At 47.1% G+C, this 14723-nt stretch carries 16 protein-coding genes; 9 read left to right on the forward strand and 7 right to left on the reverse strand.

The window, feature by feature from the left end; translation table 11 throughout:
- The first annotated feature begins 1 nt into the window (after position 1).
- A complete protein-coding gene (locus H6F77_RS07165) occupies positions 2-856 on the forward strand; it encodes a transglutaminase family protein (protein WP_190486782.1) in 855 nt (284 codons plus the stop codon).
- A 43-nt stretch (positions 857-899) separates the two neighbouring features.
- Here the strand turns inward: H6F77_RS07165 and H6F77_RS07170 are convergent, their stop codons facing one another.
- From H6F77_RS07170 to H6F77_RS07185, 4 genes are all read right to left on the reverse strand, one after another.
- Complete coding sequence (locus H6F77_RS07170) at positions 900-1670, reverse strand: proteasome-type protease (protein WP_190486784.1); 771 nt, start codon at positions 1668-1670, stop codon at positions 900-902.
- A gap of 112 nt (positions 1671-1782) precedes the next feature.
- On the reverse strand, positions 1783-2994 hold the full coding sequence (locus H6F77_RS07175; RefSeq protein WP_190486786.1) for a tetratricopeptide repeat protein: 1212 nt from the start codon (positions 2992-2994) through the stop codon (positions 1783-1785).
- A gap of 78 nt (positions 2995-3072) precedes the next feature.
- A complete protein-coding gene (locus H6F77_RS07180) occupies positions 3073-3228 on the reverse strand; it encodes a hypothetical protein (protein WP_206753447.1) in 156 nt (51 codons plus the stop codon).
- 402 nt (positions 3229-3630) lie between these two features.
- Positions 3631-4653: a tetratricopeptide repeat protein gene (locus tag H6F77_RS07185; RefSeq protein WP_190486790.1), complete on the reverse strand. Its 1023-nt coding sequence runs from the start codon at positions 4651-4653 to the stop codon at positions 3631-3633.
- A gap of 322 nt (positions 4654-4975) precedes the next feature.
- Between H6F77_RS07185 and H6F77_RS28275 the strand changes: the two genes are divergently transcribed.
- The 8 genes from H6F77_RS28275 (at position 4976) to H6F77_RS07220 (ending at position 10769) form a co-directional block, all read left to right on the forward strand.
- Positions 4976-5101: a hypothetical protein gene (locus H6F77_RS28275; protein WP_255515699.1), complete on the forward strand. Its 126-nt coding sequence runs from the start codon at positions 4976-4978 to the stop codon at positions 5099-5101.
- Positions 5102-5134: 33 nt separating this feature from the next.
- Positions 5135-6562 (forward strand): aspartate ammonia-lyase, encoded by a 1428-nt coding sequence (locus tag H6F77_RS07190; protein WP_190486792.1) that lies wholly within the window; start codon positions 5135-5137, stop codon positions 6560-6562.
- 46 nt (positions 6563-6608) lie between these two features.
- Positions 6609-6878 (forward strand): hypothetical protein, encoded by a 270-nt coding sequence (locus tag H6F77_RS07195; RefSeq protein ID WP_190486794.1) that lies wholly within the window; start codon positions 6609-6611, stop codon positions 6876-6878.
- A gap of 68 nt (positions 6879-6946) precedes the next feature.
- On the forward strand, positions 6947-7909 hold the full coding sequence (locus tag H6F77_RS07200; protein WP_190486977.1) for an Npun_F2552 family protein: 963 nt from the start codon (positions 6947-6949) through the stop codon (positions 7907-7909).
- A gap of 510 nt (positions 7910-8419) precedes the next feature.
- On the forward strand, positions 8420-8608 hold the full coding sequence (locus H6F77_RS07205) for a TLTLP motif-containing protein (RefSeq protein WP_190486796.1): 189 nt from the start codon (positions 8420-8422) through the stop codon (positions 8606-8608).
- A gap of 156 nt (positions 8609-8764) precedes the next feature.
- Positions 8765-9280: an inorganic diphosphatase gene (locus H6F77_RS07210; protein ID WP_190486798.1), complete on the forward strand. Its 516-nt coding sequence runs from the start codon at positions 8765-8767 to the stop codon at positions 9278-9280.
- A 185-nt stretch (positions 9281-9465) separates the two neighbouring features.
- Positions 9466-9855, forward strand: a complete 390-nt coding sequence (panD, locus tag H6F77_RS07215; protein WP_190486800.1) for an aspartate 1-decarboxylase — start codon at positions 9466-9468, stop codon at positions 9853-9855.
- Between the two features lie 8 nt (positions 9856-9863).
- Positions 9864-10769, forward strand: coding sequence for an MBL fold metallo-hydrolase (locus tag H6F77_RS07220; protein WP_190486802.1), 906 nt, complete (start codon positions 9864-9866; stop codon positions 10767-10769).
- 88 nt (positions 10770-10857) lie between these two features.
- Here H6F77_RS07220 and H6F77_RS07225 read toward each other — a convergent pair whose 3' ends face one another.
- From H6F77_RS07225 to H6F77_RS07235, 3 genes are all read right to left on the reverse strand, one after another.
- On the reverse strand, positions 10858-11925 hold the full coding sequence (locus H6F77_RS07225) for an anthranilate phosphoribosyltransferase family protein (protein ID WP_190486804.1): 1068 nt from the start codon (positions 11923-11925) through the stop codon (positions 10858-10860).
- A 116-nt stretch (positions 11926-12041) separates the two neighbouring features.
- Positions 12042-13040 carry a LysR family transcriptional regulator gene (locus tag H6F77_RS07230; RefSeq protein ID WP_190486806.1) on the reverse strand — a complete coding sequence of 333 codons (999 nt, stop codon included), beginning with the start codon at positions 13038-13040 and terminating at the stop codon, positions 12042-12044.
- A gap of 283 nt (positions 13041-13323) precedes the next feature.
- A complete protein-coding gene (locus H6F77_RS07235; RefSeq protein ID WP_190486808.1) occupies positions 13324-14619 on the reverse strand; it encodes a HEAT repeat domain-containing protein in 1296 nt (431 codons plus the stop codon).
- Between the last annotated feature and the right edge of the window lie 104 nt (positions 14620-14723).

Here is a 14723-nt window from a genome sequence, read left to right on the forward strand (position 1 = left end):
CTTGCGTTACAAAATTGCTCATATCACCACGTATACTTACACGCAACCTGTTGAGTTAGCGCCTCATATCGTGCGGTTGCGCCCCCGTAGCGATCGCTCTCAGACACTCCATTCTTTTTCATTGGAAGTCGTACCCGAACCTGCTGGTATCTCTGACATCCTTGATATCGAAGGTAATTCGATTGTGCAGATGTGGTTTAAAGAGCTAACTTCGCAACTCAAGATAGAAGTGCGATCGCAGGTTGAAACTCATTGTGAAAATCCTTTCAACTACCTTTTAGACCCTTGGGCAACTCAGCTACAAATTGATTACCCAGCCTCAACACTCACTCAGCTACAGCCTTACTTCCACCCATTAGGAATAGCTACATCTGTAGACATGGCGGTGTCTAATTTAGCTCAAGAAGTTTGGCACTCTACTAATGGTAATACTGTTGCTTTTCTAGGCGAACTCAATCAAAGATTATACCAAGATTGCAAGCAAACAATTCGCGAAACAGGCGAACCTCTGCCTGCTGGTATCACCTGGAATCAAAAATTAGGGTCTTGTCGCGATATAGCAATCGTATTTATTGAAGCTTGTCGTGCTGTTGGTTTAGCATCACGATTTGTTAGTGGCTATAATGAAGGCGATCCCGACCAAAACGAGCGACATCTACATGCATGGGTAGAAGTTTATCTCCCTGGTGCGGGTTGGCGCGGATATGACCCCACGCAGGGTTTAGCTGTTGCTGACCGACACATAGCCATAGTTGCTAGTGCATTGCCGCGCAATGCTGCCCCTATTTCTGGAACTATTCGCGGCGGCGGTACGCAAGCTGCTATTAATTACGATTTATCTATTGTTAGTTGTTAGTTGGAGAAGGTGGGCAATGCCCACCCTACAACTCCAAAATCATCTAATCGTCAGTAGAGATATCTTCTAGAATCTCTTCCCGATAATGTTCCCATTCCAGGTTCGGCATATGGTCGAAGGCTTGTTTAAGAGATGCTTCCCACAAATTGCGAATCTTAGCTAAATACGGGTCTCTCAGACGCAGTTGCAATCGATGCCTGACGGTAAATGTATCTACTTCGTACATTACCATACTAATCGGTGGCCCCACAGAAATATTAGATTTCATGGTTGAGTCAATCGACAGTAGGGCACATTTTGCTGCTGCTTCTAAAGGAGTTTGATAAGTGAGGGTGCGATCTAAAATCGGTTTGCCATATTTAGTTTCTCCGATTTGTAAAAATGGCGTTTCTGGTGTGGCTTGAATAAAGTTTCCTTGGCTGTAAATTAGATAAAGTTGGGGTTCTTCTCCCTTAATTTGTCCGCCCAAGAGAATGCTACATTTAAAATCAATTCCATCTTGCTTTAGCCACTGTTTGTCTTGGTCGTGAATTATCCGGATTTTGTTACCAATATAACGGGCAATTTCGTATAAGCTCGGTAGCGTATGGAGATTGGATTCTTCTTGCGTTTTGAGGTCTTTACGCAGCAAAGTCATCACGCCTTGGGTGATGGAAAGATTGCCGGAGGTACACACCAAAATAACCCTGTCTCCAGGATAAGAAAAGTCAAATAATTTTTGATAAGTAGAAATATAATCTACTCCAGCATTGGTGCGAGAGTCAGCTGCTATGACTAACCCAGACTGGTTGATGATGCCAAGGCAATAGGTCATATCGATTTTGAATGCACGGATTTGGAATTTTTCATTAAATTATTTACGCGCTAGGCCGCTTTAACTAAGTAGGGTGGGCACTGCCCACCCTACTGATAGCTAATAGCTTTTATTATCCGCGAATTAGTTCCTTAAACCTGTAATTCTTCCGCAGGGGGTTAAAAGCTGGCTCGGCGATCGCTAGTAATCGGTAGTGGCTGGGATTGAGACAAATGGCCTCTTCTAGACTTTCCAACGCTAGCTCGATCATGCCTTGTGCAGCAGCACAAGTAGCTTTACTGTACCAAGCCTCTGCATCGTTGGGATTGAGTTCGGTTGCTAGATCAAAGCTAGCGATCGCATCTACTCGTCTTCCAATGTGGCGCAGTGCTTCACCTCGGTCGTACCACACCCAACTTGCTAAACCTAAATCTTGTCCACATCTATTCCAGTCCGGTTGTACTTCAAGGGCTTTGTCGTAGCTGGCGATCGCTCCATCCCAGTTGCCTGACTCGCTCAAAGCGTGTGCCCGTTGATACCATGCCCAGTAATTATCCAACTTCAACTCAATGGCTTTGTCGTAGCTGGCGATCGCTCCATCCCACTGACCCAACTCAGAGTGAGCAATGCCTCGGTCATACCAAACAACATCGTTTGAGGGTGAATATTCCAGCGCTTTGTCATAGCTGGCGATCGCCTCTTCCCACCGTTCCATTCCATCTAGCACTTTCCCGCGCCCGTGCAAGGCTAAACTAGATTTTGGTTTAATTTCCAAAGCTTCGTCATAGCTGGCTAGCGCCTCCTCCGATCTACCCAGAAGCCTCAACGCCTCGCCTCGCCGATACCAAACGGAGTAATCTCTACGTCTAACCTTGAGGGCTTGGTCGAAACTAGCTACTGCTTCGTCACAGTTTTGCAAGTCGTACAGCGCCAAGCAGCCTCGGTCATACCAACTCCAGAAATCTTCCGGTCTAATTTGGGTAGCTTTGTCGTAGCTGGCGATCGCATCTTCATATCGTTCCAGATGCCGCAACGCTTTTGCTCGCTGATACCAACTCCAGAAATCCCCCGGTCGAACTTCCAAAGCTTTGTTGTAGCATCTGAGCGCTTCTTTGTAGCGATTTAACTCATCTAGGGCATTACCCCGCTTGTACCACGCCCAGTAGTCTTCTGGTTTGCACGCGATCGCTTCATCATAAGATTCGATTGCTTTTTCATACCTACCTCGAATCCGCTGTGCCTCGCCGCGCCGATAGCAATCCCAGTATGCTGCTTGCTCTGCTGCCGTTTCACGGCTGCTTATTTGTATATGTTTCCCACCGACAAACTCTTGAATTTTGTTCATAGCATCTATTACACAACAAAGGACGAATCTAAGTTACAGAGTCCTTCACGTTAACATACAAAATTGAAATTTTTCATCTCACCTGATGCTTTCAAAATCAAAGACTGTTTTTGCTATTTTCTGATAGACGGTGGGATAAAGTTCCATCGCTCGTTGGAAGGTTTCAAGTGGTTTGTCAGCATTGCCCTTCGCTAGACTAACAGCAACCTTTGGCATACCTCGTTTGGTTTTCACGCCAGGTATTTATCGATACAAGCGATCGCATTTATCATTACCCCCAGCTATTGCACAACCCATCGCCGCGCCTTTACTACGCCCAGAAGTCGTATGTTCGGCTATCTGGGGCTTGCAGAAACTGCTAGTGCTTCTTTTTAACAACCCAGATGCAAAAGCAATTGAGCTTAGTGATACCAAGCTCAATTGTTTTCCGGTCGCCTACCAAAGGTCTATAGATAGGAATATTCATATTAGAACCTAGCCGCTTGACATAAGATGCTTTGCTCGGAAGAACTATACACCGAGAGGAGGGTAAATAGGAGCTTTGAGCTTATAGAGAAGCCAATTAACCGCGTCTTGAGTTTTGAATTAATAGCTCATAAGAGTACGCTTAACTCCTAACTCCATACCAATTCCCTCTTAGTCTTTAATCAACTTCTGAATCCGCTCATAATGCCGAATTCTATCGAAATCTGAGTCAGTTCTGACTATCTGGCGGTATTTAACAGGATTCAGATTAATGGCTTGTTGTAAGGTTTGAATTGCCATTTCTACATTCTCCTGCAAAGCATAACAGCACGCCTTGTTGTACCAAGCGCTATCTTTATCGGGTTGAAGACGAATGGCTTGTTCGTAGTTAGCGATCGCTTCTTCATAGCGCCCTAAGTTATACAGCCCCAAACCTCTAAAATACCAAGCGTCAGCGTTCTCAGGATTAATTGCCAAAGCTTTGTCATAGCTGGCGATCGCTTTGTCATGGCGACCTATATTCCTTAGCGCCAGCCCCCGGTTATACCACGCCCAATGGTAATCCGGGCTGAATTCCAGCGCTCTGTCATAGCTATTGATTGCCTGTTCGTAGTAGTTTAAGTTATATAGTGCATTGCCCCGGCTGTTCCAAACTTCATAGAAATCTGGTTTAAACTCAACAGCCTTGTTAAAGCTAGCAAGCGTTTTATCATAACGGCCTAACTCACGCAGCGCCAGACCCCGGTTATACCAAGCCCAGTAGTAGTTTGGTTTAAACTCAATCGCTCTATCATAGCTATTAATAGCTTCTTCGTAGCAGCCTAAGTTCTTCAGCGCAATGCCGCGATTGTTCCATGCCCAGTAATAGTCGGATTTGAATTTGAGCGCTTGCTCATAGCTGGCGATCGCCTCTTCAAAGCGGCGCAAGTCATCTAGCGCATTGCCCCGATTGTTCCATGCTTCGTGGAATCCCGGTCTCAACGCCAAAGCATGGTCAAAAGACGCGAGCGCCTCTTCAAAGCGGCGCAGGTGATACAGCGCATTGCCCCTACTGTACCAAGCATCGTGATAATCGGGTTGAATCTCTAAGGCTTTGTCGTAGCTGGCTATTGCTTTAACGTATTCTTCAGCTCTGTTCAGCTGTAATCCTTTCTGGAAAAAGAATTGAACTTCCAAATCTTGAGCAGCAATCATTAATTCCGCCTCTACCTGTAGGAGTATCTAAGTATAGAATGCCCAAAACAATAGCATGATGCAACAACCAGGTTCGACTTTTCGTACATAAATTTTGCTTAAGCGCAAAGTCGAATCAGATTAACCATCTAGTAAGGGATTCAGCTCCTACGGAACAAGGCAAATATACTTATCACCTGCTGCTGGCGGCAGGGCGATCGCGCCCCTTAGCTCTGTTTTAACAGACCGCTCTATTCATAGGGAGCGAATAAATACTTAGTGAGAAAATGCGTTAACGTCTCTAGCGCGGCACGCTTTGTAGTCTCGCTAGCAAAGTGCTTGAATGAAGCTTGTTAGGGGATTGAAATATAGGTGGCGATCGCTTGTTCAAATTCCCCTGCTAGGAAAACACTTGAGCAACTTTTTCTGTAGTATTGCTCATAGCATCGAGCTTGCTGACGTGCGATGATTTCATGTTAACGAAGACGCACAGAAAGACAGCATGACTGAACAACCAGGCTCTGTATACCGCACCGAACGCGACTCGATGGGCGAAAGGCAGATCCCTGCCGATGCCTACTACGGCATCCAGACGCTACGGGCAACAGAAAATTTCCCGATCAGCGCCCTCAAACCTTTACCAACTTACATAGATGCCTGCGTGCTGATCAAGAAAGCAACAGCGATCGCTAACGCAGAACTTGGCTGCATTCCCGAAAATATTAGTAATGCAATTGTAATCGCCGCCGATGAAGTTCTTGGCGGTAAATTCCGCGACCAGTTCGTTGTTGATGTATACCAAGCTGGTGCTGGTACTTCGCACCACATGAATGTTAATGAAGTTCTGGCAAATCGGGCGCTAGAAATATTGGGCGATGAGAAGGGAAATTACAAGCGCGTCAATCCCAACGACCATGTAAATTACGGTCAGTCCACCAATGATGTAATTCCCACGGCTATTCGCATTGGTGGATTGGTGGCGTTAGAGCGATCGCTAGAACCAGCATTATCATCCGCGATCGCCGCCTTGGACAACAAAGCCGATGAATTCAAAGATATCGTCAAATCTGGCCGAACCCACTTGCAAGACGCCGTGCCAGTGCGACTGGGAGAGTCTTTCCGCGCTTGGGCGCAAATCCTCTCAGAACACGTAATTAGGATAGAAAGAGCGTCTGAAGATTTGATGAGTTTGGGGTTGGGTGGCAGTGCTGCTGGGACGGGGTTAAATACTCATCCAAAATACCGCGATCGCGTCGCTCAAATATTATCAGAATTAATCGACCAACCTTTGCGACCTGCACCGCACATGATGGCGGCAATGCAGAGTATGGCACCTTTTGTGAGCGTGTCGGGTGCGTTGCGGAACTTAGCCCAAGATTGCGTCAAAATTTCTCATGATTTGCGACTGATGGATTCGGGGCCGAAAACTGGGTTTAAAGAGATTCAACTGCCGCCAGTACAACCAGGATCGTCAATTATGCCAGGGAAGTACAACCCCGTGATGGCAGAAATGACATCAATGGTATGTTTTCAGGTTATGGGATATGACACAGCGATCGCGCTTGCGGCTCAAGCTGGGCAACTAGAATTAAACGTGATGATGCCGCTAATTGCCTATAACCTGATTAACGGTATTGAAATTTTGGGCAATGCTATAAGCGCACTAACAAACCAGTGTATCAAGGGAATAACAGCCAAGAGCGATCGCTGTCTTGCTTATGCAGAAGGTAGTCTCGCCCTAGTCACCGCCCTCAATCCTCACATAGGCTATCTCAATGCCGCTGCCGTAGCTAAAGAATCTTTAGAAACTGGAAAATCCCTGCGCCAGATAGTCCTAGAGCGCCAATTGATGAGTGCTGAAGACCTAGCCAAAGTGCTAGATCTCGATAAAATGAGCGCCATGCCCAGCTCTAATCCTGATAGTCTGTAGCTATCACCCTGTAAGCATTGCGTAAAGCAGATTTTTGGAGATATCCATGCAAGAAGGCACTACAGAAATAACATTTCATTATGACAACGGTAATGCAGAGTCGTTTAATCTTCCTCTGCCTGCTGAAGAATTACAGCCACAAATACAGTTGTTGTTAGAAAGACCTTGGTTGATACTGCATCTGTTCGATCAAACGGTTTTTATCTGTACCGCCAGAGTTGTCAAAGTTGAAGTTAAGCCGCCTATGCCTCAACTTTATGGAGTGGGCGTGTTCGCCGATTGCGAACGGGTGACGGCACTCACGAGAAGCCGATAATAAGAGTTTTGAGTATTGTAGGGGCGATCGCCCCCGTGTCCCTCGTGAGTTTTGAATTAATAAAAATGATGTCACCAAGTGTTAGTTTAATTCGCGCTAACTCCTACGAGCGCCAGTTATTGCGGGCGTATTTGGAAACTCTGTTGGAGCCTTTAGGAGGGATGAGCAGTTTTGTTAAGAAGGGCGATCGCGTCCTTCTCAAACCTAACTTACTCACAGGCTCTCGTCCCGGTAAAGAATGCGTTACGCGCCCAGAGATAGTTCACTGCGTCGCCCAAATGGTGCAAGAAGCTGGCGGTAAACCGTTTTTAGGCGATGGCCCCGCTTTTGGCAGCGCGCTGGGTGTGGCGAAGGCTAATGGTTATTTGCCTCTAACTGAGGAACTGAATTTGCCTATTGTGGAATTTCACGGCAAGCGTTATGAGACGGTCAGCGAAGAGTTCAACCACCTGCTGCTGTGCAAAGAGGCGATTGATGCTGATGTGGTGATTAACTTGCCCAAGGTGAAATCTCACGTCCAGCTAACGATGACAATGGGCGTCAAGAACCTCTTCGGCTGCGTCCCTGGCAAAATGAAGGCGTGGTGGCACATGGAGGCTGGGAAGGATAGCGCCCGTTTTGGCCAAATGTTGGTAGAAACGGCACGCGCAATTAACCCAGATTTGACGATTATCGATGGTATCATCGGTCACGAAGGAAATGGCCCCAGCGGTGGCGAGCCACGCTTCCTGGGCTTGCTAGGGGCATCTAAGGATGTGTTTGCTCTGGATCGTGCGTTGGTGGAAATCCTTAATGTAAATCCTCTGCTTGTGCCTACTGTGGAGGCTTCTATGAGGCTAGGACTTTGCTCAACGTTGGAGGCGATTGATTTTCCCCAACTGCGACCCGAGGAGCTAAAGCTGCAAGATTGGAAACTGCCCGAGGCTTTAATGCCTATCGATTTCGGTATGCCCCGCGTAATTCGCTCGACGTTTAAGCATCTCTATATTCGCTTTATCAAAGAGCCGATGAATGCCTATGCTGGCAGATAAATTGAAGGAATGTAGTGTTTAGTAAATTTTGTTACAACGGGTAATAAAAGCAGCAGCGTAAGCTAATACCACCCTCCGATTGCTTTAAGAAAACCGCCCTTATTGTAGAGGCGGTTTTTTATTGGCTATGGGCATGACTATAAGCAAGTCGAAACGATTTCCATCCCACCAGGGAACAAGGGGTGTAATGCGCTTCAAGAGTTTTGGCTATTTTAAATATGAATCCGTTGGTTGACTGGAGGAAGGTTTGCACGGCTTGTTGGTTAATGCTGCGATCGCCATTACCGTTACTTTAAGCGATCGCGTAGGTATATTTAACGGCTAAAAAAATTGTTCATCCCTCAAAAGTAGTAAGTAATACCGAAAAGTATATAAAAGGGTAGATTCTAGTCGAGATTGTTTTCTAGAAGACAGTAGGCGAGTGAGGAATGGTTACAATTAAGGTTAGAGGGGTTTAAAAATTTATCCCTTGTTACGTTCAATTGACCGAGTTGAGTTTAAAACGAATTTATGGAATCCAGTGGCTCGTCTGCCAACGCAAGTGACCAACCTCCGCCAAGGTGGGCAGAGATTTTGGGAACTGTCATTGCTGTCGTAACTCTGACGCTACCAGTGTTTGCGATCGCTAACTACTCTTCAAGCAGCAGCGTTGAGGCTTGGCAACAAAATACGTCCTCTATAGCCAGAGAGGCAAAGTAATTCTGGGAAAACTGATTTTACAAGAGAACGTGATAGATGTCCTTCTTCCCGTAGAATGCGATCGCGGGGGTTAGTCGAAACTTGGTGGGAAGGCTCGACCATTACCCACAATTCTCGTGCAACCCCCCTATTCGCTGTATTGCTTGGAGAAAAGTCGTGGATTTATCACGCATTCCTGCTCAACCTAAACCCGGCCTGATCAATGTTCTGATTGAGATTGCTGCCGGGAGCAAAAATAAATACGAATACGACAAGGAGTTGGAAGCCTTGGCTTTAGACCGGGTGCTTTCTTCGTCTGTGCAGTACCCCTATGACTACGGCTTTGTACCAAATACTCTAGCTGATGATGGCGATCCGTTAGACGGTATGGTAATAATGGATGAGCCAACGTTCCCAGGGTGTGTTATTGCAGCGCGTCCCATTGGGATGTTGGAAATGATCGACGGGGGCGATCGCGATGAGAAAATTCTCTGCGTCCCCGATAAAGATCCCCGCTATGCGAAGGTACGCTCCCTCCAAGATTTGGCACCCCATCGGCTAGACGAGATTGCAGAATTTTTCAAAACCTATAAGAATTTAGAAAAGAAGGTTACGGAAATTCTCGGTTGGAAAGATGTCGATCAGGTACTACCTCTGGTAGAAAAGTGCATCAAAGCCGCAAGCAAATCTTGAAAATAGCCGTACAATCACTGTGGGGAGGAAGTAAAAAGTAAAAAGTAAAAAGGTATGCATAAAGAAAAAAGGAAGAGGAAAATATTTTTTTCAACTGACTTGAAACTTTTGGCTTTTGCCTTTGAACTTGGAGCTTTTGACTTTTGCCTTGTGCCTTTTGTCTGTTGACCCCCTAGCATCTAGCCATGCAGCGCACGCTCCTTTTGGCCAAAATTCATAGTTGCACACTCACGGATGCCAATCTAAACTATGTGGGTAGTATCAGTATTGATAAAACCCTATTATCGGCAGCCGGGATATTACAATATGAGCAGGTGCAGGTTGTGAATGTTGCTAACGGGGAGCGATTCATCACGTATGCGATCGCTGCATCGGCTGGGTCGGGGGCAATTGAACTAAATGGTGCAGCAGCTCGTTTGGGTATGAAGGGCGATCGCTTGATTATTATGACTTACGGACAGGTTAGCCCCGAAGAACTAAAAACTTACCATCCGACGGTTGTCCTGGTAGACGAACACAATCGTCTGGTGGAAGTCCGCCGCTATGACGATCTGCTGATTAAGCAGCTCACTTAATTTAAAAGATGGCAGATTTCGATCCAGCGACACCAAACCCCCAGGCACTGCCTGGTAGAACCGATAGGTCAACACCTCCTACCGCCGAATTTGTTGTACAGTTTTGGGGAGTCCGAGGCCGAACTTCCGCCCCTGGCAAAGACACCATTCGCTACGGCGGTAACACTTCCTGCGTGGAAATGCGCGTAGGTGGTAAACGCTTAATTTTTGATGGCGGCACAGGTTTGCGGGTGCTGGGTAACAAAATGCTGGCGCAGATGCCTGTAGAAGGCTATATCTTCTTTACCCACTCTCATTGGGAGCGCATTCAAGGGTTCCCGTTTTTTGTACCCGCTTTCATTCGCGGTAATTGCTTTCACATCTACGGCGCAAATGCGGGTAATGGAGAATCGATGCAGCAGTGTCTCTGCAACCAGATGATGCATCCGAATTTTCCCGTCCCGATTCAGGTGATGCAGTCCGATCTGAAGTTTTATCACCTCAACCCCGGAGACACGGTGACTCTTGATGATGTCACGATTACAACGGCATCTCTAAATGACACAAATCAGGCGATAGGGTATCGCGTTACTTGGCACGGACATAGCGCCGTCTACGCGGTGGATGCGGAAGATTCCCCTGAAGATCTAAATCAAAATCTTCTGCACTTGGCAAGCGATGCCGATTTGCTGATTTGCAATGCCACTCCCGGCGGACACTTGCATCCTTCATCCTTTACAATTACTCCTTCATCAGAGGCGCCCTGGCAGACTAGCGTCGCCCTTGCCAAGGCAGCGGGCGTCAAGCAGTTGGTGATGTTCCGTCACGAACCGGACTACGATGACGACTTTCTGGACATGGTGCAAGAGGAAATCCACGCAGCATTCCCTAATGGGGTAGTAGCCGCTGAAGGGATGATTTTGTCGGTGTTTTAATGTCTGAAGTCCGGAGTCCGGAGTCCGGAGTCCGGAGTCCGGGAAATTAAACTCAAAACGTGCTACGTGACTACGCTAACGAAACCCTTTATCTAGGAGCGAGTTGTAAGGCAGCTACGGCAGCGCTGAGTTCTTGTAATTTTTGGGCAGCAATACCGTTGGTAAATAAAGCTTCTGCCTTAGTTAGACCAGATTGTAAATCTGGGGTTGCGCCACAACGCCATAGATAAAACCCAGCATTCCAGATGGCTGCGGGCATCAATTCGCAAGATTTTCCCGCGATCGCCGCCTGCATTTGCTCAATTAACTGGCTAGCAGATTCCAGGGGGACTTCTTTACCAGCCATGTCGTAATCGCGGGGATGTAACAGCAGGCGTTCTATGTCAGAACCGGGCGAACCAAAGCCTATAATCGCCGTGCGATCGCGTGGCAAGTCGCAGCTTCCTTCTAATCCTTTCACCGTCGTGTAATTCCCTGGCGTTCCCCGCAAAGCAACAGCCTTTTGGAACATTTGTTCTGTAGGGGGATGAACAAAACCAGAGACGACATGGGCATTACCAGCGTAGGGACACCAAATTAACTCTAAGGTGGCTATGGGCGGTCGTTTGCCCAGTTGATCGCGGTATTCCACCATTTCGTATGCTAAGGGGAAATGTTGGGGCAAATAGACGCATCCCAGCTTAGTTTTCTCGAACACTTGCTGTGCTTGGGCGAGAGTTAGTTTAGAGAAGTCTACGCCCAAACCCTGCCAAATATCGACTAGGGGGATACCGTATTTGGTGGGCATTACACCGCCACCTGGTATCACCACTGGCTGCCCAACTGCCGTCAGGATTAAAGCGGTTAGGGGAGTGACTGGTGCGGTGCGATCGCGCCCATCATAAGGGCTATTGAAAACCATCACTGGTGGCTCTTTGCTGCCAATTTCTTGCAACTTTGGCCCTAGTTCATCATAAGCATCCAACATTCCCGCTAATTCTTCCCCTGTTGGCCGCTTAATCCGATGAGCAATCAAAAACGCCCCTATCTGTGCGGGGGTTGCTTCCTTCATCAGCATCATCCGCATAGCAGATGCCGATTCAGCGCGACTTAAATCCTCGCTGGTGTGGGGGCCGCTGCCTACTTTTTTCAGTAATTCCCTGAAGACCGCGCTCATCTAAAAAATACTGGTAATTGGTAATTGGTAATTGGGGGTAAGGAAAAAGCTAACACGGGTAATTATTTCTTTTGCTTTTTTACTTTTTACTTTTGCTTTCCCAGTCCCTTGATATATTAGCTAGCTGCCACACTTGTGGGCTGAACAAAGGCTTTGATTGTACCATTCGCATCAATTGGGGGCATTCCCAGTTCCCGCACTAGAGAGCAGAAATGCTGAATTGGGGGAATCTGGACGCGATCGCGAGTTGTTACCAAAACGACTTGGCGGGTCAAGCCCATATCAACTATCGAGTCAGCAATTTCGCGTGAGTCTAACGTCGGTACGGGGGCAATTGGGCGGATAGCCAAAGTGCTGTCATAGCGTGCCTCAACCAAAGCTGACTGAGGCAGAAGCGCAATCAGTTCTCCCTGGCGCACAACGCCTCGGAAGGCATCAAGAGTATTTAACTCCAAAGCCGCTTGGAGGCTGGCTCCCTGCCGCAAAAATCGCTCTTGCACCAAACGTTGCATACCGTAGCCATCCTTAAATACCGCTTGCGGGTAGCCGACGAGTGCTGACCAAGGTACTCGGTCATACTGTGCGAGTGGATGATTTGCCGCCATCAAAACTTCGATGGGTTCATTGTAGAGGACTTCGACGACAATTTCTGGGCTAGCGGTTAAAAAGCGGTTATTCATGACGATCGCTACATCCACCATGCCATCGCGGAGGACTTTGAGAGCGCGATCGCTGCCTAGTGCGGTGACTCGCAACTGCACTTCGGGATAGTCGCGACAAAATTGTTGCAATACTGGTGGCAAGTAGTGGGCGCATACCGAGTGAATCGCCGCCACGCAAAGTTCTGGCTGCTTTCCTGCCTTTAAATCCTCTAACTCTTGGCTTGCAGTTTGCCACTCTTGACATATCTTGCGGGCGCGGGGCATAAAGCGCTCTCCGCCCAACGTTAATTTTGCCTGAGCCGTGCGATAAAACAGTGGCAAACCCAAGTCTGCTTCTAGTCCCTGGATTTGGCGGCTGATAGTAGACTGGGTGACGCCACATTTTCGCGCCGCTTGCTGAAAGCTGCCAGTTTCAGCGACAGACAGAAAGGCTTGTAACTGTTCGATCCGCATGGTGCTGTAAGCTAGATCACATTTTGTAATGCACTGACCATAACGGATTTAGAAATGTCTTTTGGTAGAGCTTGATACAGATATGGGGGGATAGGGTTTTGAGTTTTGAGTTTTGAGTTTTGAGTTTTGAGTTTTGAGTTTTGAGTTTTGAGTTTTGAGTTTTGAGTTTTGTTAGCGTAGCCAAGTAGCACGTTTTGAGTTTTGAGTTGTAGAGACGCGATGCATCACGTCTGAGTTTTGAGTTTAATCTCCTACTCTCCCCTCCTCCCAAGACTCCGGACTTTTAATCGCCATTACTAATTTCTTGTCTGGCGATCGCTACTCCTTGTTTTAATGCGGGTGTCAGGCTATCATCGGCTGCTAGTAGCTCTAATCGCTCTTTGACATGGGGAAATTTTTTCAAGGCGGCGATCGCGTGCAATCTTACGCCAGCATCTGAATCTGCCAACATTTGAATTAGTGCTGATACAGCAGGCGACTGTGCTAATTGTCCTAATCCCATAGCGAGAGCTTGTTTGACGCTGGGAGCCTGAATTGCGGGATGTTCTGAGTTTATGGCGTTAATGAGAATATTAGCCGCTAATGGGGTTAAATTTGGCTCCTCAATTCGCCCCAGAATTGTGATAATTTCCTGTAGAGACGTGGCCGATAATGTGTTTTCATTCAATGCTTGTTGTAAATATTGTAGGGCTGTTGGAGTTGCCATCCAGCCGAGCGAGCGCACGATATAAACTTGTAAAGGCACCGGGGTATGAGGAGAGCTGAGAACTTGAAACAGTTCCATTGCGGCGGCGTCTGTTTTTAGTCTTCCTAGTGCGATCGCGGCTTGTTGACAAACTTCTTGATTGAGGTCGAATAGTAGAGGTTTGAGGTGGTTTACCAAATCCAATTTTGTGACTAAATCAGGGCGCATACCTAAAGCGATCGCGGCTTCTTTTCTAACGGATGCGGCGGTGTCTTTGAGGGCGTTTATTAGTACGGGCGGTATGCGTTCGTCATGGAAACTACCGAGTGCTTCAATAGCAGCAACACGGACGGAGACTTCAGGATCTTCGACGACACTTAATAAAGGCGTAATGGTATCGCCCTTGCGGATTTGGGCGAGACTGCGGACTGCTAAAAGCCTAGTGTCTTCTGTTGCTAGTAGAGTAGCGAGCGAGTCAACAGTTGAGGAACCTAGATTCGCCAGTGCTTCTGCTGCTATTACGGTTAAGTCTTCATCGTCAGATGTTTGTAAAAGCGATACCAGAGCAGTTATAACAGATGGATCGTTAAATTCTCCTAATAGACGACCAGCAAACCAGCGTGCTTCTTGCTCGGCGTCTTCGTCTTCGAGGATGGAAATTAGGGGAGCGATCGCAATGCGTCCGAGTTTGGGTAAAATTTTAGCCACTTCCCAGCGTTCGTTAAAATCTCCAGATTCTAAAACTTCTAATGCAAGATTTAGGATTTGGTCTAGGTAAGCATCTGGAAGTGTTTCGCTATCTTTACCGAGTAGTTCTTGTAGACATTGATTTAGCAAAGACCAGTTTCTTTGCTGGGCGGCGATATCTGCCCGATCTAGAATATTCAACGACATAATTTAAGGTGGCAGTAGCTAAAGTTTTTGGTTAATTTGGGTACAATTCCCCGTTAGATGTTTGTAATTTAATTTGAGCAATAATAAGTTTTTAGATCAAGTGT

The sequence above is a fragment of the Microcoleus sp. FACHB-831 genome (assembly GCF_014695585.1).
Taxonomy (GTDB): domain Bacteria; phylum Cyanobacteriota; class Cyanobacteriia; order Cyanobacteriales; family FACHB-T130; genus FACHB-831.